Source organism: Microbacterium sp. LCT-H2 (genome assembly GCF_001866135.1).
Classification (GTDB): Bacteria; Actinomycetota; Actinomycetes; order Actinomycetales; family Microbacteriaceae; genus Microbacterium.
This window is the reverse complement of record NZ_MODW01000003.1, coordinates 90,723-111,911: the sequence shown is the minus strand read 5'-3', so window position 1 is coordinate 111,911 and position 21,189 is coordinate 90,723. Positions and strand designations below refer to the sequence as shown.

The following is a 21,189-nucleotide window of genomic DNA, read 5'->3' as shown; positions in this document are numbered from 1 at the left end:
CGAAGAAAGGACGCCCCTTGGCTGAAGGCAAGAAGCTCGTCATCGTCGAGTCCCCGACGAAGATGCGGTCTATTCAGGGATACCTCGGCGACGGTTACGAGGTGCTCAGCTCCGTCGGGCACATCCGCGACCTCGCCGACAAGAAGGACATCCCGGCCGAGGACAAGAAGGCGTACGGCAAGTACTCCATCGATATCGACAACGGCTTCGACCCCTACTACGTGGTCTCGGACCGCAAGACCAAGACGGTCGCCGAGCTCAAGCGCGCGCTCAAGCACGCCGATGAGGTCCTGCTCGCCACTGATGAGGACCGCGAGGGCGAGGCGATCGCCTGGCACCTGCTGGAGACGCTCAAGCCCAAGGTGCCGGTCAAGCGCATGGTCTTCCACGAGATCACCAAGGACGCGATCCAGGCCGCCGTCGGCAACACCCGTGAACTCGACCACGCCCTCGTCGACGCGCAGGAGACCCGGCGCATCCTCGACCGCCTCTACGGGTGGGATGTCTCGCCCGTGCTCTGGTACAAGGTCAAGACCGGGATCTCGGCCGGCCGGGTGCAGTCCGCCGCGACCCGCCTGATCGTCGACCGCGAGCGTGAGCGCATGGCGTTCGTCTCTGCGGAGTACTGGGACGTCGACGCCGACGCGGCCGCGACCGGTACGTCCTTCCGCATCCGCCTGGTGCGCGTGGACGGCGGCCAGCTCGCCCGAGGCTCCGACTTCGACGACACCGGAAAGCTCAAGAAGGCGGTCGTCGTCCTCGACGAGGCGAGGGCGGCCGCCCTCGCGCGCGCCGTGGATGCCGCCGGGGCGGGAACCGTCACCAAGGTCGAGGCCAAGCCGGGAACCCGCAGCCCCTATGCGCCCTTCACGACCTCCACCATGCAGCAGGAGGCGGGCCGCAAGCTCTCGATGAGCGCGAAGCAGGCGATGAGCGTCGCCCAGCGCCTCTATGAGAAGGGCTACATCACCTATATGCGTACCGACTCCACGGCGCTGAGCACCCAGGCGGTGCAAGCGGCCCGGAGTCAGGCCGTGGCTCTCTACGGCGACAACGCGGTGCCCCTCAAGCCGCGCGTCTACAAGTCGAAGAGCAAGAACGCGCAGGAGGCGCACGAGGCGATCCGCCCCTCGGGGGAGAACTTCCGCACACCGTCCTCGCTGTCCGGCGAGCTCGACCGCGAGGAGCAGCGGCTGTACGACCTCATCTGGAAGCGCACCGTCGCCAGCCAGATGTCGGACGCCAAGTACGAGACGACGACCGTCACCGTCGCGGTCGAGGCGGACGGGCAGACGGCGGAGTTCACCGCCTCGGGCACGGTCTACACCTTCAAGGGGTTCCTGGAGGCCTACGAAGAGGGCCGCGACGAGAAGCGCAGCGACGCCGACGCCGCGGAGAATCAGTCCCTCCCCGCGGTCTCCGTCGGAGACGAGCTGGCGGTGTCCGCCGCAGAGGCGAAGGGGCACCGCACCACGCCGAAGCCGCGCTACACCGAGGCCTCGCTGGTGAAGGTGCTCGAGGAGAAGGGCATCGGCCGTCCCTCGACCTTCGCCACCATCCCGGAGACCATCCTCGATCGCGGGTACGCGGTCAAGCGCGGCCAGGCCCTCGTTCCGACGTGGCTCGCGTTCAGCGTGGTGCGTCTGCTCGAAGAGCACTTCGCCGAGCTCGTCGACTACGACTTCACGGCGGCGCTCGAAGACGACCTCGACACCATCGCACGCGGCGAGCAGAACCGCGTGGAATGGCTGAAGTCGTTCTATTTCGGCTCCGACTCGCACGTGGGTCTCCGCCAGGTCGTCGACAACCTCGGGGAGATCGACGCCCGGGCGCTGAACTCGACGCGGATCACCGATACCGCGACCCTCCGGTTCGGCAAGTACGGCCCCTACCTCGAGGTGACGGACCCGAAGGATCCGGAGGCCAAGCCGCGCATCGTCAACGTCCCCGAAGATCTCGCGCCTGACGAGCTCACGGCGGAGAAGGCCCAGGAGCTCATCGATGCGCCGGTCGCCGGCGACCGTGTCCTCGGGGTGAACCCGGACAACGGCAAGGTCGTCGTCGTCAAGGACGGACGCTTCGGCCCCTACGTGCAGGAGAACGATCCGGTCTCCGACGATGCCGCCGTCGATGAGGCCACCGGTGAGGTCGTCGAGGCCCCTAAGCCCAAGCGCGGCGCGAAGAAGGAAGCGGCGCCCAAGCCCCGCACCGCCTCGCTGTTCCGCTCGATGTCGGTGGACACGATCGATCTCGATACCGCGCTGCAGCTGCTGAGCCTGCCGCGTGTCGTCGGCGTCGACCCGGAGACGGGGGACGAGATCACCGCGCAGAACGGCCGCTTCGGTCCCTACCTGAAGAAGGGTGCCGACTCCCGGTCGCTGGAGAGCGAGTCGCAGATCTTCGACGTCACGCTCGAACAGGCGCTGGAGATCTACCAGCAGCCCAAGTACGGCGCCCGGCGGGCGTCGAGCGCGCTGGCCGAGTTCGAAGCCGACCCGGTGAGCGGCAAGCCCATCCGCGTGCGCGACGGCCGCTTCGGGCCGTACGTCACCGACGGCGAGACGAACGTCACCATCCCGCGGGGACAGACCCCGGACGACATCACGTTCGAGATCGCCGTGCAGATGCTCGCGGACAAGCGCGCCAAGGGTCCGGCGCCCAAGCGGGGAGCGGCGAAGAAGGCTCCCGCGAAGAAGGCTCCGGCCAAGAAGGCCCCGGCCAAGAAGTCCCCGGCCAAGGCCTCCACGGCGAAGAAGTCCTCGACGGCGAAGGCGTCGACCACGTCGGCAGCCCGCTCGGCGGCGGCCAAGAAGGCGGCGGCGACCCGGGCCGCGAACGCGGCGGCGAAGGCGGCAGAGAAGGCGGACTCGTGACCGCAGGCCCCGGCTTCTGGATCACGCTGGAGGGCGGGGACGGCTCCGGGAAGACGACCCAGTCGAACCTCCTCGCCATCTGGCTGGAGCAGAGCGGTCGAACGGTCGTGCGCACCCGGGAGCCGGGTGGCTCCGAGGTCGGGCAGCTCATCCGCGACATCGTGCTCCACCACCGCGGCGACATCGCACCGCGCGCGGAGGCGCTGCTCTACGCCGCCGACCGCGCGCACCACGTCGCGACGGTGGTGCGCCCCGCGCTCGCTCGCGGCGAGATCGTGCTGCAGGACCGCTATCTCGACTCCTCGGTGGCGTACCAGGGCGCCGGACGCGTCCTCGATGCCGCGGAGATTCGCGATCTGTCGCTGTGGGCGGCCGAGGGGGCGCTTCCGGATCTCACCGTGCTCCTCGATCTCGATCCGTCCATGGCGCGCACGCGCCTCGACTCGGCCGACAAGCCGTTCGATCGGCTGGAGGCCGAGAAGGAGGCCTTCCACGCCCGTGTGCGCGACGCCTATCTCGAACTGGCCCGCGCGGAGCCTGCCCGGTTCCTCGTGATCGACGCTGCGGCGTCGCCCGAGCGCATCGCCGAGCGCATCCGCGCCCGCGTCTCCGCACTGTTCGACTGATCCTTCATCGGGGGCCTCGTCCGTTGGGAGGCCCAGTCCCCGGCGGGTGGTGGGAGCGTCGGCGGTCGCGATTAGGCTGAGTGCATGCCCTCGACCCTCGCCCCGCCGTTTCCCTGGGCCGACGTCTGGGGGCAGGAGGCCGCCGTCGAGACGCTGCGCGCCGCCGCGTCCGATCCCGCCGCGCTCTCGCACGCCTGGCTGATCACGGGCCCTCCGGGCTCCGGACGCTCGACCCTCGCCTACGCCTTCGCCGCCGCGCTCATCGCCGAGGGGCCCGATGACGAGGCCACGATGCGGCAGGTCCTCGCCGGCACGCACCCCGATGTGACGGCGCTGCGCACTGACAAGGTGATCATCACCATCGCCGAGGCGCGGGCCCTCGTCGAACGCTCCTACTTCGCGCCCTCTGCCGGGCGCTACCGGGTCATCGTCGTCGAGGACGCCGACCGGATGGTCGAGCGCACCTCGAACGTGCTGCTCAAGGCGCTGGAGGAGCCGCCGGAGCAGACCGTCTGGATCCTCTGCGCGCCCAGTGAGGCCGACCTCCTCCCGACCATCCGGTCACGCGTGCGGTCGCTCCGACTCCGCGAACCCGACGTGGCGGACGTGTCCCGCCTCATCAGCCTCCGCACGGGCGTGGACGAGGCCGTCGCCGAGCAGGCCGCCCGCCACGCGCAGCGCCACATCGGCATGGCCCAGCGTCTCGCCACCGACGATGCCGCACGCCGCCGCCGCGACGAGACGCTCCGTGCCGTGATCGGGGTGCGCGGCGTCAACGACGCGGTCGAGGTCGCCGGGCGCATCATCCAGGCGGCGACGGAAGACGCCAAGGCGCTCACCGCCGAGCGGGACGCGGCGGAACGCGCCGCTCTCCTGCGCACCGTCGGGGTCGCCGAGGGGCAGGCGGTGCCTCCGGCGCTGCGTGCTCAGGTGTCGGCGCTGGAGGACGACCAGAAGAAACGGGCGACGCGGAGTCTGCGGGACGGCATCGACCGGGTCCTCACCGACCTGCAGTCGCTCTTCCGCGACGTCGTGATGCTGCAGTACGGTCGCGGTGACGATCTCATCAACCGCGAACTGCACACCGAGGTGGCCGGCCTCGCCGCCGCCTGGAGTGTGGAGCGCACGCTGGTCGTGCTCGACCACCTGGCCGAGACCCGTGAGGCGCTGGAGCGCAACGTCGCCCCGCTGCTCGCACTCGAGAGTTTGCTCGTGACCGTCACGAGCGGGAGGAAACCGTGAAGACTCGATCCCTGTCCCGCTTCCGTCGCACCGCGGCGATCGTCGCCGGTCTCGCCGCGGCTTCGGTCGCGCTCTCCGGCTGCCTGTACGCCATGATCCCGGAGCAGTCCTCGAAGCCGGCCGTGGAGAAGACGCCGGACACCGAGGGCGTCGCGGAAGATCTGCTGCCGTTCTACTCCCAGGGGCTGGACTGGACCGACTGCGGTCAGGGCTTCGACTGCACGACCGTCACCGCGCCGCTCGACTGGGAAGACCCGAGCGCGGGAGAGATCGAGCTCGCCGTGGTGCGGCACCGCGCCGAGGGCGAGGCGATCGGCTCGCTGCTCACGAACCCCGGCGGCCCCGGTTCCAGCGGCGTCGACCTCATCCAGGGCAGCCTCGACTACGCGGTCGGTCCGGCGCTCATCGAGAACTACGACGTCATCGGCTTCGATCCCCGGGGGGTGGGCGCCTCCACCGCGGTCACCTGCTACGACGCGAAGGAGATGGACGGGTACCTCTACGGCATCCCCTCCGCGCCGCGGGGCACCCCGGAGTGGGAGTCCGAGCTGCTCGACTCGGCCCGCGCCTTCGGTGAGGCGTGCGACGCCAACAGCGAGGGGATCCTGCCGTACATCACCACGGTCAACGCCGCCCGCGACATGGACCTCCTCCGTGCCGTCCTGGGCGACAAGGAGCTCAACTACCTCGGGTACTCGTACGGCACGTTCCTCGGGGCGACCTACGCCAAGCTCTACCCGGAGAAGGCCGGACGGCTTGTGCTCGATGGAGCGATCGATCCCTCCGTCCCCGGCCTCGAGGTCGGTGCTACGCAGGCACTCGGCTTCGAGTCGGCGCTGCGGGCCTACATGCAGAACTGCCTCGACTCCGGCTCGTGCCCGTTCAACGGCACGGTGGACGAGGCGATGGCCGATCTCGGCGCCCTGCTCGCGAGCGCGGATCGCACGCCCTTGAAGAACGGCGACGGCCGGCTCATGGGCGCCGACGCCCTGATGACGGCGATCATCGCGGCGCTGTACTCGGAGGACAGCTGGGAGATCCTCACCCAGGCCCTGGACGAGGCGCTGCAGGGGGACCCCTCGACGGCCTTCCGCCTGGCCGACTACTACAACGGCCGGGAGAACGGCACCTACATCGACAACTCGACCGAGGCCTTCCGCGCGTACAACTGCATGGACTACCCGGTCGAGGACGACCCCGCGGCCGAGGCGGCCACCGAGAAGAAGATCGCGGACGGGGCGCCGACCATCGCGCCGTACTGGTCCGGGCCGGACCCGTGCGAGGTGTGGCCGTATCCGCCCACCGGCACCCGCGAGAAGATCACCGCGGAAGGCGCGGGTCCCATCGTCGTCGTCGGCACCACCAACGATCCTGCGACCCCGTACGAGTGGTCGGAGTCGCTCGCCGACCAGCTCTCCGAGGGTGTCCTCATCACCCGCGTGGGCGAGGGCCACACCGGTTACAACAAGGGCAACGTCTGCGTCGACGAGGCGGTGGAGGCGTTTCTCCTCGAAGACGTGGTGCCGGAAGACGGCCTGCGCTGCGAGTGATCGCGCCTCGATTCGCGAGCGAGCGCGAGACAGGGTAATATCGGTGATCGCGCCGCTCACGCGTCGCACGCCGCTTTAGCTCAGTCGGCAGAGCATTTCACTCGTAATGAAAAGGTCGTCAGTTCGATTCTGACAAGCGGCTCAGGAAAACCCCCGGAACCCTCGTGGTCCCGGGGGTTTCCTCGTCTCCGGGCTCGGCCGCGGGGCGTACGCTCGGAGCATGAGCAGAGCGCTTCTCATCGTCGACGTGCAGAACGACTTCACCGAGGGCGGCGCCCTCGCGGTCCCGGGCGGTGACGCGGTGGCCGCCGCCGTCTCCGCCTACCTCGCGTCCCACGCCGACGACTACGAGGTCGTCGTGGCCTCCCGCGACTGGCACGATGCCGACGGCGACAACGGCGGCCACTTCTCCGCCACTCCCGACTACACCGACTCCTGGCCGGTGCACTGCGTCGCCGGCACCGCGGGAGCGGAGTACGATTCGCTGTTCGTGACCGACCGCGTCACCCACCACGTGCGCAAGGGCCAGGGCCGTCCGGCCTACTCGATGTTCGAGGGGGTGACCGACGACGGTGTCACGGTCGCCGCCGTGCTGAGCGCGGCCGGCGTCGTCACGGCGGATATCGTCGGCATCGCCACGGACCACTGCGTCCGTGCCTCCGCACTCGATGCGATCGCGCACGGCGTCCGCGTCCGCGTCCTCACCGACCTGGTCGCCGGAGTCGCGCCCGAACCCAGTGCCGCGGCCCTCGCCGAGCTCGCGCACGCCGGTGCCGAGCTCCTCGAGAGCGCGAAGGCGTGAGTAGCAGCGTCCTCCTCCTCCGCGCGGTCAACGTCAGCGGCCGCAACAGCGTGCCGATGATGCGGCTGCGCGAGCTGCTCGTCGCCGAGACCGACCTGGGTGACGTCTCGACCTACATCGCGAGCGGCAACATCCTCTGCGCGACGCCGCGAGAACCCGCGGCGGCTTGCGCGACGGTCCGGGCGCTCATCGCGGCGGAGTTCGGTGTCGACACGCCGGTCATCCATCGCACGCACGCCGAGCTCGCCGAGTCCGAGGCGGCCCAGCCCTTCCCGGAGGGAGAGCTGAAGCTCGTGCACGCGATGTTCCTCGAGGGTGAGCCCGCCGCGGGCGCCCTCGAAGCTCTGCACGAGCGCCTGGTGCCAGGGGAGCGTCTCGCTCTGGTCGGACACGATCTGTGGATCGACTACGCCCCCGGCGGGGTGCACACGACCAAGCTCACGAAAGCCGTGCTGGACCGGGCGCTCGGGGTTCCCGGCACGGCGCGCAACCTGCGCACGGTGCGGAAGCTCATCGCGCTGACGGCGTGACCACGGCGCGGCTCAGCGCGGTCGGCGGCATCTCGGCACGCGGGGCGAGGTCGACCCGGCGGGAGTCGCAGCCCGCGCACCGGACGTACAGCACGACGCCCTCGCTGGTGGGATGGCGAGACTCGACCAGCCAGGCGTGCTCGTGGGCGTCGGCAGGGGAGGCGAGCCGGGGGATCGGGAGGGTGTCGGAGGAGGTCATGGGACCAGCGTGATGTAATGGTCTTATGCATCTCAACCCTTACGGCGAGTATGCGGTGCTCCTCGCTGCCTCCCTCGCGAACGACTGGCCGGAGGACCGCGCGGGGATCGAGGAGCGGTCGCTCGCGCTCGGGATGACGCAGACGTTTCCGCCGGCCCCCGACGATCACGCGCAGGTGCGCGCCGTGATCGACGACTGGCTGGCCATCGTGGATGAGGAGGACCCCGATGCGCGGGCCGCCCTGCTCAATAATCAGCTCGCCACCGCGGGCGCCTATCCGCGGCTCACCAATCACGATGACGAGGGCTGGCACCTGCACTACCGGGACGACGTGCGCTCGCTCCCCTTCGTGCTGCGCGCGATCATCAACCTGGGCACGGCGCTGCACCTCGTGACCCGGGGGATGAACCGACTCGGGCGCTGCGACGCGCCGCCGTGCACCAACGTCGTCGCGGACGTGACGCGCAACGGCCGCCAGCGGTTCTGCTCCGTGAGGTGCGCGAACCGGGCGGCCGTGCGGCGCCATCGGGCGCGCGTCAGCTGAGGGTCAGGCGGTCTGCCCTGCGTGCTTGCCCTCGCCGATCTCCTCGACGAGCTTGGCGTTGAACGCCGGGAGGTCGTCCGGGGTGCGGCTCGACACGAGCCCCTCGTCGACCACGACCTCCTCGTCCACCCAGCTCGCCCCGGCGTTGCGGAGGTCGGTCTTCAGACTCGGATAGCTCGTGATCGTCCGGCCGTCCACGACGCCGGCCTCGATGAGGATCCAGGCGCCGTGGCAGATGACGCCTACGGGCTTGTGCTGCTCGAAGAACGCTCGGGCCAGGTCGATCGAGGCCTGATCCATGCGGAGGTGGTCGGCGTTCACGACGCCGCCAGGCAGCACGAGCGCGTCGAACTGGTCGGCGCTGGCGTCGGCGGCCTTCAGGTCGACGGCCTGCTCGTGGCCGTTCTTGCCGGTGATCGCCGCTCCGTCCGGGGCGATGAGGGTGGCGCTGGCGCCCTCCGTGGTCACCGCCTCCCAGGGGCTCGTGAGCTCGCTGTCCTCGAAGCCGTCCGTCGCCAGGAATGCCACGCGGTTTCCGGTGAGAGTCATGGTCCGTCCTTTCGGTGGGAAGTCGCCCTGTTCCGGGGACTCCTCGACCCTCTCGCACGGCCTCGGTCGTCGCCAGGGGGTGGCCAGCCGTGGACGACGGTGATACAGCGGCCGCGCTGGAGGGAATGGCAGCGGCGACTCGATACGATCCAGACATGCGCCTCCGCCCTGCTCTCCTCCTCCTGCCGGTGCTGGTCGTCCTCGCCGGGTGCACGCCGGCTCCGGAGCCGACGCCGACCGTGACCTCCACCCCCTCGGAGACGCCGTCGTCCTCGCCGACGCCCGACTCCTCGCCGACGCCCACGGAGTCGTCGTCGCCGCCGACCGCCGGCGCCTTCGCGAAGGGGCAGCTCGTCTCCCTCTGCACCGAGAAGATCCGTACGATCTCGCCGAACGCCACCTTCTTCGCCGACATGGCGACCACCGAGTGGCTGGAACAGTCGGCGGTGTGGTTCGTGGCCGTCCCGGAGACGATCGACGGTCAGGACAACGTCGCCGTCTGCGGTATCGGGGGGAGCCCCGAAGCCCCGGACTTCGTGCTGCACGGCGAGACCCTGCCGGACGGCGTCGCCGGGATCCGCGACGACCTGCTCGCCGGGAAGGACGACGGAAAGGACTGAGGATGCGGTGGGCCCCGTGGGGCTCGAACCCACGACCCGCGGATTAAGAGAGGGCAGGGGCGGCTCTCCTCAGCGAACCAGAGGTGCCCAGGAGAGTCCGCTCTGAGCGGACTGGCCCCGGAACGATGCGGAGATCGGCCTGCTTCCGAACGGCTTCGGTCGGCCTTGGGCTGGCGTGGGCGGAAGGGATTCCGCCGGGTTTTCCGCGGCGAGAGGGCCGGGGTGCTGCGGTCGCCTGCGCCCATCTGCCGACGTAGGAGGCCCGGACTTTCCCTGCCCCGGGAGTCGCGGGCTTGTTGCGCTACTGCTCGGGCACAGCGCCGCCTACCTCAGGCCACCCGCTCGCCGGTGTCGCCGAGATCGGTGTCGGTGTTGGATTGGAGTCCCGCCGCGCGGACGGCGCGGGCGCGCTCATTCGTGGTGAGCGGTCGCGGTTGGCCCGGGTCTGGGGCCTCGCCAGCTTCCGCCGCAACTACTTCAAGCCTGCGGTCGCGTCCGCGCCGAGCCACCCGCGATCCGCGTCCACGACCTCCACCACGCCGCGGCCAGCTTGTGGCTCGCCGCGGGGTTCCCGCCGTACCAGGTAAGCCGGGTGGCTCGGCCAGGCGAGCGTCGTGACGACGGACACGGTTTACAGCCATCTCTACCCGACTGACCACGCGCAGCACATCGCTCGGTTTGAGCGGTTTGTGGCCGTTGGCTATGGGCGCATCAAATCCCGCCCAAGCGGGACCGTCTTCGCGAACCGATCACCGGTCGCCAATCCTGTTGTCGTTCCGAGATGCAGGGGGATCGCAGTTGTCCAGAGCTCTGTGGCTGCTGCGACGAGGTCGGTTCGGAACGGATCCGCATTGGCGATGTGGAACCCGATGCCGAGCGCCAACGTCTCGAACGAGGTGCTCGAAAAGCCGCCGCGGAATGCGCCGTACTTGGCGTCCCACTTGCGGAAGATTTGCTCAGAACCATACTCTGCGATCGCGTCGAATGTCTGCGTGAAGACTCGCTCGAGTTCGGAGGACGACTCCGGAAACTTGGTCGCGAAGTCGACGGCCCAGTTGTCCAGCTTGGTAGGGAAGTCTCCTAGGCCGCCGCGCTTGCCGATGATCGGCCGGTTGTGGAGCATCAAGAATCGCAGAAGAAGTTCCAGGTCGAACTGCTCCTCTATGAGACGGTCTCCGAGCGCAAGCGATTGCACATAAGTCTCGTGCTCGCTGAGCCTCTGCATCCAGGCGAGAGCATCGCCATTCATGCCCGCGATGAGGGCAGTTCGAATCTCCTGAGTTGTGAGAGGTGAGCCGTAGCTGTTGAGTCTCTGAAACAGATCGAACTTCGCCTTTGGGTCGGAGCCGCGCTTAATCACGCGAAGATCGAGCCGGGCGAGCCGCAAGTCGAGTTTCTGCGCGTCCGATAAGGGCAGGCTGCCGCTCCAACTGCGACCCTCAAGATCCGGTAGAAACTCAGTGGCCGTCAACTCCAGTTCAGGACGCACACCGGTCTTTGCAGGGAGGAGCCCTTGTAGCTCAAGCAACGTGCTCACGCGTTGCAGCCCATCCACGAGCTCCCACCGGCCACTTTCGTCCTGCGATACGAAGATGGATGGGATCGGAATGCCGAGAAGCATGCTCTCGACCAGCTTGCTCTTCTGATCGGCTGTCCAGCGAAACAGCCGTTGAAACTCGGGGCGTATGACGAGAATTTCTTCCTTGAAGAGGTTCGTCAGTTCGCTGACAGACATGCTGATGATATCTGCGGAGACTTCTCGCCGTGCGTCGGCGATCTGAAGCTCAAGCGTCACGAGAAGATCTCCTCTTGTGTGATGTCGTAGGCGGCTTCAGCGAGGCCAGGATAGACCGCGGACTTTGTGATGCCGAGCAGTTGTAGCTGTCGCTTGACGTTAGTCGGAGGAGACTCCAAGGTAATCTTGCGAAGCACTCCGTCCTCCAGGTCGAGATCGTCAATCGGCTTCACGGTCTTTCCACCCACGGTGAAAGCCCCGTGCTGGGCGGCAATCCGATCGCTGTTGTACGTTCCGTAAATGGCGACGGGATCTGGAGCAAACCGAGTCTCCGCTACACCTGGCTCCCACGGTGCGATATCTTCGTCGCTCGTTGCCAGTATCCCGACTGGCACCCCGTCGAGCCGCTTATTTGACTGATTCATTAACACGGGGTCGAGCAACCAGATCGTCGGTTTGCAGGCTCCCGTGCCACAAGGGCATCGCGCGACGTCATGGTCGAGCGCGAAGTACACACTCATCAGCAGATTGGTGGTCCAGTCGAGCAGCCTTGTCGGCACGCCGTAGTGCTGCATCGCGAACAGGTGCTCCCAGTCGGTCTGCGGGTATCCCGCGGGCCAGTAGGGCAGACTGCGCTGTCGGAACCGAGTTAGCAGGCGCCGCTCCATGTCCAAGACCTGAGACGGCTCAACCTCAGCGGCACCCACTTTGGGTTTCAAGTGTCGCCAGAGCGAAGGTGACAGGCTGAATGAGTCGCAACCTTGTCCGCGGAACCAATACTGGCGCTGGTCAGGGAAGCTGGCCACATGCGTCACAAGGGCAGGTATGTCGTCTAGAGGTTCGGCATTGACTGGCGGCACGAGCTCAATATATCCCTGCGCCCTGTCTGGGCGCAGGACGGGTTCTCGCCGGGATTTCTGATTTCGGCTTCCGGGGGCACCACGCGATCCCAGCGCCTGCGCGGTGGGCCCCGTGGGGCTCGAACCCACGACCCGCGGATTAAAAGTCCGATGCTCTGCCAACTGAGCTAGAGGCCCGTGCTCCCAGTCTAGGGGGCGCACGACGAGGGGCCGTCGGCGCCACAGCCGCCGACGGCCCCTTCACCTGCCCCGTGTCCCTCCTGACAACAGGGGAGGCCGTGTGCCGGTCGGGTCGCCGGCACCATCCCTGGCTTACTCAGCCGGGGGCATCAGGACCGAGTCGATGAGGTACACGGTCGCGTTCGCGGTCTGCACGCCGCCGCAGATGACGTTGGCGTCGTTGACCATCCACTCGTCACCGCTGCCGGTGACCTCCAGGTCGGCGCCCTGGACGGTGGTGTGCGTGCCCTCGATGTCGGACGGCTCGATCTGGCCGGGGACCACGTGGTACGTGAGGATCGAGGTCAGCAGGTCGCTGTCGGTCTTCAGCGTCTCGATGGTCGCGGGGTCGATCTTCGCGAAGGCGTCGTCGACCGGGGCGAACACGGTGAACTCGTCGCCGTTGAGCGTGTCGACGAGGTTCACGTCGGGGTTCAGCTCACCGCTGACCGCCGACACGAGCGTCGTCAGCATGGGGTTGTTCGAGGCGGCGACCGCCACCGGGTCCTGGGACATGCCCTGGATGGAACCGGCACCGTCCGGGACCTCTTCCGCGTAGGCCGCACAGCCGGGACCGACGAGGTTCGCGGCGGGATCCATCTCCATCGGCGTCGACTCCGACGACTCCGGGGTCGTCGGCTCCGACGACTCCTCCGTGCTCGTTCCGCTGCCCATGGAACATGCCGAGAGCAGGAATGCGCTCGCCAGACCCAGGGTGACTGCTGCGGTGACCTTCTTCTTGGTGCTGAACATGTCGAGCTCCTTCGAAACTCCGGCCACGGCCTCTCCGTGGCGTCGAGGGCTGTTCGGAAGCCTCCCCGGATCGGATGGGAGGAATTTCGAGATTCTCCGAAATCAGATCCGATCCAATCCGCTCCGGGGGGTCGGCGCGAACAGCACCCGACAGAGACGAGGACCTCATGGACCTGATCATCATCGGCCTGCTCGGCGGGCTCATCACCGGCATCTCGCCGTGCATCCTGCCCGTGCTCCCGGTGATCTTCCTCACCGGCGGTGCCCAGTCGGCGTCCTACGAGGGGGAGGCGGTGCCGGCGAAGCGCAGCCGCCCCTACTTCGTCATCGCCGGCCTCGTGCTGAGCTTCACGCTCGTGACGCTCGCCGGGTCGCTCCTGCTGGGCCTGCTGAACCTGCCGCAGGACATCATCCGCTGGGTCGGCATCGCGGTGCTGGTCGTCATCGGGGTGGGACTCATCGTGCCGCGGTTCCAGCACATCCTGGAGCGGCCGTTCCAGCGCTTCGGACAGCGCGAGGTGAAGAACCGCGGCAACGGCTTCGGCGTCGGCCTCGCTCTCGGGGCCGTGTTCGTCCCGTGCGCGGGCCCGGTCCTCGCGGCCATCATCGTCGCCGGCTCCACGGGGCAGATCGGGGTGGGCACCGTGCTGCTCACCGTCTCGTTCGCGATCGGCGTCGCCGTGCCCCTGCTGGTCTTCGCGCTCGCGGGTCGCAGCGTCATCGAGCGTATCCGCGCCTTCCGGACCAAGGAGCGTGCGCTGCGGATCGCCGCCGGTGTCGCGATGATCGCGCTCGCCGTGGGTCTCGTCTTCAACGTGCCACAGGCGCTGCAGCGGCTGCTGCCGGACTACACCGCACCGCTGCAGGAGCAGATCGCCGACTCCGAGCAGGTGCAGGACGCCCTCGACCTCGGCGGCCTGGTCAACGACGAGAACAAAGACCTCGACAAGTGCACGAACGGCGCGACCGAGCTGGAGTCCTGCGGGACGGCGCCGTCTATCAAGGGGATCCAGCAGTGGCTCAACACCCCGGACGGGGAGGCGATCGATCTGAAGGACCTGCGCGGACAGGTGGTTCTCATCGACTTCTGGGCGTACTCCTGCATCAACTGCCAGCGCTCGATCCCGCACGTCGTGGCCTGGGATGAGACCTACCGGGACGCCGGGCTGCAGGTGATCGGCGTCCACTCGCCCGAGTACGCGTTCGAGAAGGATCCGGGGAACGTCGCGGCGGGCGCCCGCGACTTCGGCATCGAGTACCCCGTCGCCCTCGACAACACCCTCTCGACCTGGACCAACTACCGCAACCGGTACTGGCCCGCGCACTACCTCATCGACGCGGAGGGGACCGTCCGCCACATCTCCTTCGGCGAGGGCAACTACGCCGCGACGGAGGCGATGATCCGGGAACTGCTGCAGGATGCCGACCCCGACGTCGAGCTGCCCGCCGCCACGGACGTGAAGGACGAGACCCCCGAGGTGGGCGCCACGACCCGGGAGACCTTCCTCGGCTCCTCGAAGGATGTCAACTACGGCGGTGGCGACGAGTACCGCCGCGGCGAGGGCAGCTTCCGCTTCCCCGATGACCAGCCCGACGACAGCTTCGCGCTGGACGGCGATTGGACCGTGGACACGCAGTACGTCACGCCGACCGCTGACGACGCGCGGATCCGGTTGCAGTATCGGGCGGCCGAGGTGCGCATGGTCGTCGCGGGGTCGGGCGAGGTGGTGGTCACCGACGCCGACGGGAACGCGCAGACGATCCGGATCGACGGGACGCCACGCTCCTACGGCCTGCTCGAGCAGGACGACATCGCGAAGGGCACGTTCACGCTCGAGGTCCCCACCGGCGTCGAGGTGTATTCGTTCACATTCGGGTGACGTCTGCACGGGAAGAGGGAGGAGATACGGCATGCTTATGGAGATGGTCATCGATGGGATGGACGTCCCCGAGGACGGGGCGGCGCCGCAGGATGCTGTCGCCGACCTCCTCGTCCGCGTCGCCTCCGGTGATCAGGCTGCCTTCGCGGCGCTGTACGACTCCCTCTCCTCCCGCGTGTTCGGCCTCATCCTCCGCGTGCTCGTGAACCGCGCGCAGAGCGAGGAAGTGCTCCAGGAGGTCTTCCTCGAGATCTGGCAATCCGCTTCCCGGTTCGCTCCGAACAAGGGACAGGGACGAACCTGGGTGATGACCATCGCGCATCGCCGGGCCGTGGACCGGGTGCGGGCTTCGCAGTCGAGTGCGGACCGGGACGTGCGCGCGGGCTTCAAGGACCTCGGCGTCGCGCACGACAGCGTGGCGGAACGGGTCGAGTTGGGGATCGAAGGAGAGCGGGTCGTGGCGGCGCTGACCGGGCTTCCGGAGGCGCAGCGGGAGGCGCTCGTCCTCGCCTACTACGGCGGTTACAGTCAGAACGAGATCGCGGCGCTCGTGGGAGCGCCACTCGGAACGATCAAGACACGGATGAGAGACGGGCTGACCCGGCTCCGCACGGCGATGGGGGTGACGGCATGAACGAGAAGGACTTCGCAGAACTCGCGGCAGGTGCCGCGCTCCACGCGCTGTCGGCGGACGACGAGCGCCGGTACCGCCGTGCCCTCGCCGAGCACCCGGAGTGGGCGGCGCAGGACGACACCGACATCGAGACGGCCGCTGTCCTCGCCGACGGCGTGGCTCCGGTCGCTCCGCCCGCCGGCATCCGTGCGGCTCTGCTCGCGCAGATCGCCCAGACTCCGCAGAGCGATGCCTCCGAGCCCGCCCCCGCCTCCGAGCCAGACGGACCCGCGGACGAGAGCCCTGCCTCCGGCGCCGCCTCTCCCGGCCCGGCTCGCCGCTGGACCCGGCTCGCGTTCGCGCTCGCCGCGTGCCTCGCGCTCCTCGTGGGCGTCGGGATCGGTGCGGTGGCTCTGAACGATCAGCTGAACAGGCCGGAGAGCGTCGTCGCGCTGCAGGAGATCGAGTCCGCGGGCGACGCGCAGAAGGCGACGGTCGAGCTCGACGACGGCGCGACGGCGACGGCGCACTGGTCGGGCTCGGTCGGCAAGGCCGTGCTCGTCACGGACGGGCTGCCCGAGGCGGCCGACGGGAAGACCTACGAGCTGTGGTTCGTCCGCGGTGAAGACCCCATCGCCGCGGGTGTGTTCGACGTCGACGGCGGGGAGGCCACCGCGCTCCTCGAGGGCGAGATGCAGGCCGGCGACGCCATCGCGGTGACGGTCGAGCAGGAGGGCGGATCGCCGTCCGGGCTCCCCACGACCGACCCGGTGATCGTCATCCCGACGGCCTGAGCGCGGGAGGCGGGGCGTACCCTGGAGGGATGCCCGAGCAGCACCATCGCCCCGTGCGCCGTCCGACGAGCGCCTTCGACAACATCGTCGGCGCCCATGATCCCGTCGAGGAGACGCGTGTCGCACACGCCACGGCCTCCGCACTGCTGACCCGCGTCCGCGAGGACGAGAGCGGGGCGAGCGTCGAGCGGCTGATTGCCTTCACGAGCGAGCACGGCATCGACGAGATCGCGGAGCTGTGGTCCAAGGCGCCGTCGCGCACCCTCCCCGGGTCGCTGTGGCGGCTGTACGTGCTCCAGCTCGCGATCCACGGCGATCCGCGCACCGCCGCCCTGCTCTATGACCGGGGACGGGTCGAGCTGCCGTCTGCCGACGCCGTGGTCGCCGGGGCGCCGGTGCCGGCGAGCCCGGACGAGCTCGTGGCGCTCATCGACACGATCCTGCGCGGCGCCTTCCGCGGCGACTTCGCCGTGGCACTGGAGCGCGCGGCGGCGTTCTGCCGGGTCCAGGCCTCGGGGGCGACGCACACCGCGGACGACTACGAGCCCACGGAGCCCGCCCGGGCGAGCGAGCTCACCACGCGGGCGCTGCGGCTGAGCAGCTATGCCCAGGACCTCGCGGCGTCGGCAGTTCTGTGGCGCACCGGCGCCCTGGCCTGAGTCCGAGCGGGGCGGAACAGCATCCGGACAGAGAAAGACCGGGCCGCAAGAACGCCTCTCGGCGGAAGGCCGCTCGCAGCGGCGAAAATTGGAGCCCGGGGTTATGCGGCCCGGCCACTCCAGTGTAACGCGAGGACGCGGTGGGTATTCCCAGCGGCCTAGGCTCGTGACATGACCCGTCGCTTCGCCCTCATGATCGATCCCGTCGCCGCCGACGAGCAGCGTGCCGACTATGCCGACACGTTCACGCAGGTGGACGCCGCGGCCCCCGCCCTCAGCGTCGGCGAGCTGAGCACGCAGCGCGGCGACGGTGTGTTCGAGTCCATCGGGGTCGTCGACGGACATGCGCAGGAGGTCGTCCCGCATCTGGAACGCCTTGCGCACTCGGCGCGACTCTGCGACCTCCCGGTGCCGAACCAGGAGCAGTGGCGGCAGGCGATCCAGCAAGCCGCCGCACAGCTCGGGGCGGGGGAGTCGGTCATCAAGCTGATCCTCAGTCGCGGCGTCGAGCACGGGCCGACGCCCACCGCCTGGGTCACGGCGGCTCCGGCGGCGGACTTCGCCGCGGTACGGCGGAACGGCGTCAAGGTCGTGACCCTCGACCGCGGATACGACCTCGGGGCCGCAGAACGGGCACCCTGGCTGCTGCTCGGAGCCAAGACGCTGTCCTACGCCGTGAACATGGCGGCCCTGCGCGAGGCCAAGCGCCGCGGAGCCGACGACGCGATCTTCCTGTCGAGCGACGGCTTCGTGCTGGAGGCTCCGACGGCCTCGCTCATCCTGCGCTTCAACGACCGTTTCACGACGCCGGCCCCGAACGGCGGGATCCTGCACGGCACCACGCAGCTCAGCGTCTACGACCACCTCCTCGCGCGCGGCTTCGAGGTCGGGTACGACCGCATCCCCGCCGCCGATCTGACGCGGGCCGACGCCGCATGGCTCGTGTCGAGCGTGCGTCTCGCCACCGCCATCACCGCGATCGACGGCACGCCGGTGCCCGTCGACACCGCCCTCACGGACGACCTCAACGCCTACCTCCTCTCCCCGCGCGACTGAGCCTCCGGGGTCCCCGGGCACGATTTCGGAGATGCCGGACGACACGCCGTGGCCCCGGCCCCGACACCGGCGTGTCGTCGACGGACTCCGAAGCTGTGCACGGCACAGGGGTGACCGGGTCAGGGACGGCGACGCATGGTCTCGACGATGGCGCGCTCGACGAGGGGCCAGTCGTGGAGGACCATCGCGTAGTCGAAGCGGAGAGTGGGGTGGCCCCAGCCGGCGGCGGTCGCATCGCGGACCAGATCGCGGTGCCGGAGCGAGCCCTCCTCGTGGTTGGCGCGTCCGTCCGTCTCGATGATGAGCCAATCGTCGATGAGGAGGTCCACCCGGCCCGTCCCGACCACGCCGACCTGTGTCCGCACGCGCCACCCGTGGCGCCGGATCCGCAGCCGCACCAAGGATTCCAGGCCGCTGTCGGCGTCGGCCCGCGAGAAGGCGATGAGGTCGCGCCCCTCGGGCCCGAGCCGGTCACCGAGTCGGCGCAGCCCGACCGCATCGATGAGTCCGAGCCGCCGGGCGGACTCCAGAGCGACGAAGAACGCCTCCGGCCCTCGGCAGCCGTAGATCTGCCGGAGCACGAGGGGCACCCCCGGCTGCTCGAAGGCACTGCTCGACCTCGCGGCATCCCAGTGCGTCACGCAGTCGCAGTCCTCGTGCGGATACTGATGACGGTCGTGGTGCATCCAGACGTGCAGAGCCGGCTCGTCGAGCACCCAGATCCCGAGGTGCCGGGCGGCGGACTCACAGCCGAGGACCCCGCCGTGAGCGGCGGCGGTCACGACCTCCACGCACGCAGCGGCGGTCGCGTAGACCCCGCGCCGCACCCAGACGAGGGAGCCGCCGCGCACCTGACGCTCGATCTGCCGTCGTCCGTGCCGGGCGCGGAGCGCGGCATACGTCCACACCTGCGTCCCTCGCCCCGTGCACATCCCGCCATCATTCGCGCCGCCTCGGCCTCTCCGCCCGGTCGCGACCTCAGAGTCCGCCCTCTGTGGACGATCCTCCTCACGGCCCCGTCGGTGCAGGACTCACGACCCGTGCACGGCTTCGGAGACCGAAGGGGACGCGCCGCGGCCCTGGAGCGGGTGCCGGCGTTTCGCACGGCATATCCGAAGTTGTGCCCGCGGGCGGAGGGGGAGAGGACGGACGGGCCCGAAGACCGAAGGGTGTGCGGGTCAGCCGAAGCGGCCGGAGACGTAGTCCTCGGTCGCCTGCACCGACGGGGTCGTGAAGATGTTCGTGGTGTCGTCGTACTCGATGAGCTTGCCGGGCTTGCCGGTGCCGGCGATGTTGAAGAACGCGGTCTTGTCGGAGACCCGGCTCGCCTGCTGCATGTTGTGCGTCACGATGACGATCGTGAACTCGTTCTTGAGCTCGCCGATCAGCTCCTCGATCGCGTAGGTCGAGATGGGGTCGAGGGCGGAGCACGGCTCGTCCATCAACAGCACCTCCGGGGAGACGGCGATCGCGCGGGCGATGCAGAGACGCTGCTGCTGGCCGCCCGAGAGCCCGGAACCAGGACGGTCGAGGCGGTCCTTGACCTCGTTCCACAGGTTCGCGCCGGTGAGCGACTTCTCGACGAGGTCGTCCTGCTCGCTCTTCGACATGCGCTTGTTGTTGAGCTTCACGCCGGCGAGCACGTTCTCCTTGATCGACATCGTGGGGAACGGGTTCGGGCGCTGGAACACCATGCCGACCTGGCGACGCACGAGCACCGGGTCGACGCCGGCGCCGTAGAGGTCCTTGCCGTCGAGCAGCACCTCACCCTCCACGCGGGCACCGGGGATCACCTCGTGCATGCGGTTGAGGGTGCGGAGGAAGGTGGACTTGCCGCAGCCGGACGGGCCGATGAAGGCCGTGACGCTGCGCGGCTGGATGTCGAGGGAGACGCCTTCGACCGCGAGGAAGTTGCCGTAGTAGACGTTGAGGTCGTTGACTTCGATGCTCTTGGACACGTGGATTCCTATTCTGAGTGGTCGGGGCCTCAGCGGCCGTTGACCTTCGGGGCGAACAGCTTCGCGATCAGGCGGGCGAGCAGGTTCAGCACCATGACGATGAGGATGAGGGTGAGGGCGGCGGCCCAGGCGCGCGCGACGGCGGCGTCCGGGCTCGTGCCCTGGTTCATGTACTGGTTGTAGGCGAACACCGGGAGGGTCATCATCTGACCGTCGAAGATGTTCGTGTTGAGGCTCTGCGTGAAGCCGGCGGTGAGCAGCAGCGGGGCCGTCTCGCCGATCACGCGGGAGATGGCGAGCATGACGGAGGTCATGATGCCGGCGATCGAGGTGGGCAGGACGACCTTGAGGATCGTGAGCCACTTCGGCACGCCCAGGGCGTAGGAGGCCTCGCGCAGCTCGTTCGGGACGATCCGGAGCAGCTCCTCGCTGCCGCGGACGACGACCGGCGTCATCAGCACGGCGAGGGCGAGCGCGCCCATGAAGCCCATCGAGATGCCGGGGCGGATCAGGAGGGCGAACACCGCGTAGATGAACAGACCCGCGACGATCGAGGGGATGCCCGTCATCACGTCGACGAAGAACGTGATGGCCTTGGCGATCTTGCCGCGACCGTACTCGACGAGGTAGATCGAGGTCATCAGACCGACCGGCACCGAGATGATCGTGGCCGTCAGCGTGATGAGGACCGTGCCCCAGATGGCGTGCACGATACCGCCGCCGTCACCGACGACATTGCGCATCGAGTAGGTGAAGAACTCGGCGTCGAAGCGCTCGAGGCCGTTCGCCACCACGGTCCACAGCAGGGAGATCAGCGGCAGCAGGGCGATGAGGAAGGCCGTGGCGACGAGGGCCGTCATCAGGCGGTCGACGGCCTTGCGACGGCTCTCGGCGATGGACGAGATCACCGTGATGATCACCATGTAGAGCAGGATGCCGACGATGACGGTGCCCGCGATGTTGAAGTCGGCGAGCGGCGTGTCCGAGCCGGCGGCGGCGACACCGAAGACCGCGGCGGACACGACGAAGGAGACGCCGAGGAGGGCCCACGGAGCCCACTTCGGCAGGCGGCCGGAGGTGAGCGCGGTGGTGCTCGCGGCGGGCGGAGCGCTGGTGAGGGCGGTCAT

Annotated in this window: 21 protein-coding genes and 2 tRNA genes; 14 read left to right on the top strand and 9 right to left on the bottom strand. The window is 68.9% G+C overall.

The annotated features are described in order from the left end of the window. Positions 1 to 17: 17 nt before the first annotated feature. The 7 genes from topA to BK819_RS09045 all read left to right on the top strand — a co-directional run bounded on the left by topA (position 18) and on the right by BK819_RS09045 (position 7,623). On the top strand, positions 18 to 2,873 hold the full coding sequence (topA, locus tag BK819_RS09075; RefSeq protein WP_071328866.1) for a type I DNA topoisomerase: 2,856 nt from the start codon (positions 18 to 20) through the stop codon (positions 2,871 to 2,873). Then, positions 2,870 to 3,499, top strand: a complete 630-nt coding sequence (gene tmk, locus BK819_RS09070; RefSeq protein WP_071328865.1) for a dTMP kinase — start codon at positions 2,870 to 2,872, stop codon at positions 3,497 to 3,499. The genes topA and tmk overlap by 4 nt, the downstream gene beginning before the upstream one ends. An 84-nt stretch (positions 3,500 to 3,583) precedes the next feature. Further along, entirely contained in the window at positions 3,584 to 4,741 is a 1,158-nt protein-coding gene (locus tag BK819_RS09065) for a DNA polymerase III subunit delta' (protein WP_071328864.1), read from the top strand. Beyond that, entirely contained in the window at positions 4,738 to 6,291 is a 1,554-nt protein-coding gene (locus tag BK819_RS09060; RefSeq protein ID WP_071328863.1) for an alpha/beta hydrolase, read from the top strand. The genes BK819_RS09065 and BK819_RS09060 overlap by 4 nt, the downstream gene beginning before the upstream one ends. Positions 6,292 to 6,360: 69 nt before the next feature. Further along, positions 6,361 to 6,433: transfer RNA gene (locus BK819_RS09055), tRNA-Thr, on the top strand. Between the two features lie 78 nt (positions 6,434 to 6,511). Then, on the top strand, positions 6,512 to 7,093 hold the full coding sequence (locus BK819_RS09050) for an isochorismatase family protein (RefSeq protein WP_071328862.1): 582 nt from the start codon (positions 6,512 to 6,514) through the stop codon (positions 7,091 to 7,093). Further along, positions 7,090 to 7,623 (top strand): DUF1697 domain-containing protein, encoded by a 534-nt coding sequence (locus BK819_RS09045; RefSeq protein ID WP_071328861.1) that lies wholly within the window; start codon positions 7,090 to 7,092, stop codon positions 7,621 to 7,623. Before BK819_RS09050 ends, BK819_RS09045 begins: the two co-directional genes overlap by 4 nt. On the opposite strand, the gene BK819_RS09040 is transcribed toward BK819_RS09045, so the two are convergent. Further along, positions 7,604 to 7,822 carry a hypothetical protein gene (locus BK819_RS09040; RefSeq protein WP_071328860.1) on the bottom strand — a complete coding sequence of 73 codons (219 nt, stop codon included), beginning with the start codon at positions 7,820 to 7,822 and terminating at the stop codon, positions 7,604 to 7,606. The two genes, BK819_RS09045 and BK819_RS09040, sit on opposite strands and share 20 nt — an antisense overlap. A 25-nt stretch (positions 7,823 to 7,847) precedes the next feature. On the opposite strand from BK819_RS09040, the gene BK819_RS09035 reads away from it, so the two are divergent. After that, positions 7,848 to 8,366, top strand: a complete 519-nt coding sequence (locus BK819_RS09035) for a CGNR zinc finger domain-containing protein (RefSeq protein WP_071328859.1) — start codon at positions 7,848 to 7,850, stop codon at positions 8,364 to 8,366. Between the two features lie 3 nt (positions 8,367 to 8,369). Here the strand turns inward: BK819_RS09035 and BK819_RS09030 are convergent, their stop codons facing one another. Then, positions 8,370 to 8,915 carry a type 1 glutamine amidotransferase domain-containing protein gene (locus BK819_RS09030; protein ID WP_025104283.1) on the bottom strand — a complete coding sequence of 182 codons (546 nt, stop codon included), beginning with the start codon at positions 8,913 to 8,915 and terminating at the stop codon, positions 8,370 to 8,372. 155 nt (positions 8,916 to 9,070) lie between these two features. Between BK819_RS09030 and BK819_RS16795 the strand changes: the two genes are divergently transcribed. After that, positions 9,071 to 9,535 (top strand): hypothetical protein, encoded by a 465-nt coding sequence (locus BK819_RS16795; protein WP_071328858.1) that lies wholly within the window; start codon positions 9,071 to 9,073, stop codon positions 9,533 to 9,535. A gap of 700 nt (positions 9,536 to 10,235) precedes the next feature. Here BK819_RS16795 and BK819_RS09020 read toward each other — a convergent pair. The 4 genes from BK819_RS09020 to BK819_RS09005 form a co-directional block, all read right to left on the bottom strand. Further along, positions 10,236 to 11,330: a DUF262 domain-containing protein gene (locus BK819_RS09020; RefSeq protein ID WP_071328857.1), complete on the bottom strand. Its 1,095-nt coding sequence runs from the start codon at positions 11,328 to 11,330 to the stop codon at positions 10,236 to 10,238. Beyond that, positions 11,327 to 12,076 carry an FRG domain-containing protein gene (locus tag BK819_RS09015; RefSeq protein ID WP_256209443.1) on the bottom strand — a complete coding sequence of 250 codons (750 nt, stop codon included), beginning with the start codon at positions 12,074 to 12,076 and terminating at the stop codon, positions 11,327 to 11,329. Before BK819_RS09015 ends, BK819_RS09020 begins: the two co-directional genes overlap by 4 nt. A gap of 158 nt (positions 12,077 to 12,234) precedes the next feature. Next, a tRNA-Lys gene (locus BK819_RS09010) sits at positions 12,235 to 12,307 on the bottom strand. A 135-nt stretch (positions 12,308 to 12,442) separates the two neighbouring features. Then, positions 12,443 to 13,102: a fasciclin domain-containing protein gene (locus BK819_RS09005; protein ID WP_071328855.1), complete on the bottom strand. Its 660-nt coding sequence runs from the start codon at positions 13,100 to 13,102 to the stop codon at positions 12,443 to 12,445. Positions 13,103 to 13,269: 167 nt separating this feature from the next. On the opposite strand from BK819_RS09005, the gene BK819_RS09000 reads away from it, so the two are divergent. The 5 genes from BK819_RS09000 (at position 13,270) to BK819_RS08980 (ending at position 18,104) form a co-directional block, all read left to right on the top strand. After that, entirely contained in the window at positions 13,270 to 14,982 is a 1,713-nt protein-coding gene (locus tag BK819_RS09000) for a cytochrome c biogenesis protein DipZ (protein WP_071328854.1), read from the top strand. A gap of 31 nt (positions 14,983 to 15,013) precedes the next feature. Continuing rightward, positions 15,014 to 15,616, top strand: coding sequence for an ECF RNA polymerase sigma factor SigK (gene sigK / locus BK819_RS08995; RefSeq protein WP_177173817.1), 603 nt, complete (start codon positions 15,014 to 15,016; stop codon positions 15,614 to 15,616). Then, entirely contained in the window at positions 15,613 to 16,389 is a 777-nt protein-coding gene (locus BK819_RS08990; protein ID WP_071328853.1) for an anti-sigma factor domain-containing protein, read from the top strand. The genes sigK and BK819_RS08990 overlap by 4 nt, the downstream gene beginning before the upstream one ends. A 29-nt stretch (positions 16,390 to 16,418) precedes the next feature. Further along, positions 16,419 to 17,048 (top strand): DNA-directed RNA polymerase subunit beta, encoded by a 630-nt coding sequence (locus BK819_RS08985; protein WP_071328852.1) that lies wholly within the window; start codon positions 16,419 to 16,421, stop codon positions 17,046 to 17,048. A gap of 171 nt (positions 17,049 to 17,219) precedes the next feature. Then, the gene (locus BK819_RS08980) at positions 17,220 to 18,104 is read left to right on the top strand and encodes an aminodeoxychorismate lyase (RefSeq protein WP_071328851.1); all 885 of its coding nucleotides are present in this window, start codon (positions 17,220 to 17,222) and stop codon (positions 18,102 to 18,104) included. Between the two features lie 119 nt (positions 18,105 to 18,223). On the opposite strand, the gene BK819_RS08975 is transcribed toward BK819_RS08980, so the two are convergent. The 3 genes from BK819_RS08975 to pstA all read right to left on the bottom strand — a co-directional run bounded on the left by BK819_RS08975 (position 18,224) and on the right by pstA (position 21,189). After that, positions 18,224 to 19,036: an endonuclease domain-containing protein gene (locus BK819_RS08975; RefSeq protein WP_071328850.1), complete on the bottom strand. Its 813-nt coding sequence runs from the start codon at positions 19,034 to 19,036 to the stop codon at positions 18,224 to 18,226. A 246-nt stretch (positions 19,037 to 19,282) separates the two neighbouring features. Beyond that, positions 19,283 to 20,062, bottom strand: coding sequence for a phosphate ABC transporter ATP-binding protein PstB (pstB, locus tag BK819_RS08970; protein WP_062636281.1), 780 nt, complete (start codon positions 20,060 to 20,062; stop codon positions 19,283 to 19,285). Between the two features lie 29 nt (positions 20,063 to 20,091). Further along, on the bottom strand, positions 20,092 to 21,189 hold the full coding sequence (gene pstA / locus BK819_RS08965; RefSeq protein ID WP_060923076.1) for a phosphate ABC transporter permease PstA: 1,098 nt from the start codon (positions 21,187 to 21,189) through the stop codon (positions 20,092 to 20,094).

Bases quoted from the DNA above. Each gene is read 5' to 3' on its own strand.
- BK819_RS09065 (WP_071328864.1), top strand. From the start codon at position 3,584: ATGCCCTCGACCCTCGCCCCGCCGTTTCCCTGGGCCGACGTCTGGGGG.
- BK819_RS09050 (WP_071328862.1), top strand. From the start codon at position 6,512: ATGAGCAGAGCGCTTCTCATCGTCGACGTGCAGAACGACTTCACCGAG.
- BK819_RS09040 (WP_071328860.1), bottom strand. From the start codon at position 7,822: ATGACCTCCTCCGACACCCTCCCGATCCCCCGGCTCGCCTCCCCTGCC.
- BK819_RS09035 (WP_071328859.1), top strand. From the start codon at position 7,848: ATGCATCTCAACCCTTACGGCGAGTATGCGGTGCTCCTCGCTGCCTCC.
- BK819_RS09030 (WP_025104283.1), bottom strand. From the start codon at position 8,915: ATGACTCTCACCGGAAACCGCGTGGCATTCCTGGCGACGGACGGCTTC.
- BK819_RS16795 (WP_071328858.1), top strand. From the start codon at position 9,071: ATGCGCCTCCGCCCTGCTCTCCTCCTCCTGCCGGTGCTGGTCGTCCTC.
- BK819_RS09005 (WP_071328855.1), bottom strand. From the start codon at position 13,102: ATGTTCAGCACCAAGAAGAAGGTCACCGCAGCAGTCACCCTGGGTCTG.
- BK819_RS09000 (WP_071328854.1), top strand. From the start codon at position 13,270: ATGGACCTGATCATCATCGGCCTGCTCGGCGGGCTCATCACCGGCATC.
- sigK (WP_177173817.1), top strand. From the start codon at position 15,014: ATGCTTATGGAGATGGTCATCGATGGGATGGACGTCCCCGAGGACGGG.
- BK819_RS08990 (WP_071328853.1), top strand. From the start codon at position 15,613: ATGAACGAGAAGGACTTCGCAGAACTCGCGGCAGGTGCCGCGCTCCAC.
- BK819_RS08985 (WP_071328852.1), top strand. From the start codon at position 16,419: ATGCCCGAGCAGCACCATCGCCCCGTGCGCCGTCCGACGAGCGCCTTC.
- BK819_RS08980 (WP_071328851.1), top strand. From the start codon at position 17,220: ATGACCCGTCGCTTCGCCCTCATGATCGATCCCGTCGCCGCCGACGAG.
- BK819_RS08975 (WP_071328850.1), bottom strand. From the start codon at position 19,036: ATGTGCACGGGGCGAGGGACGCAGGTGTGGACGTATGCCGCGCTCCGC.
- pstA (WP_060923076.1), bottom strand. From the start codon at position 21,189: ATGACCGCCCTCACCAGCGCTCCGCCCGCCGCGAGCACCACCGCGCTC.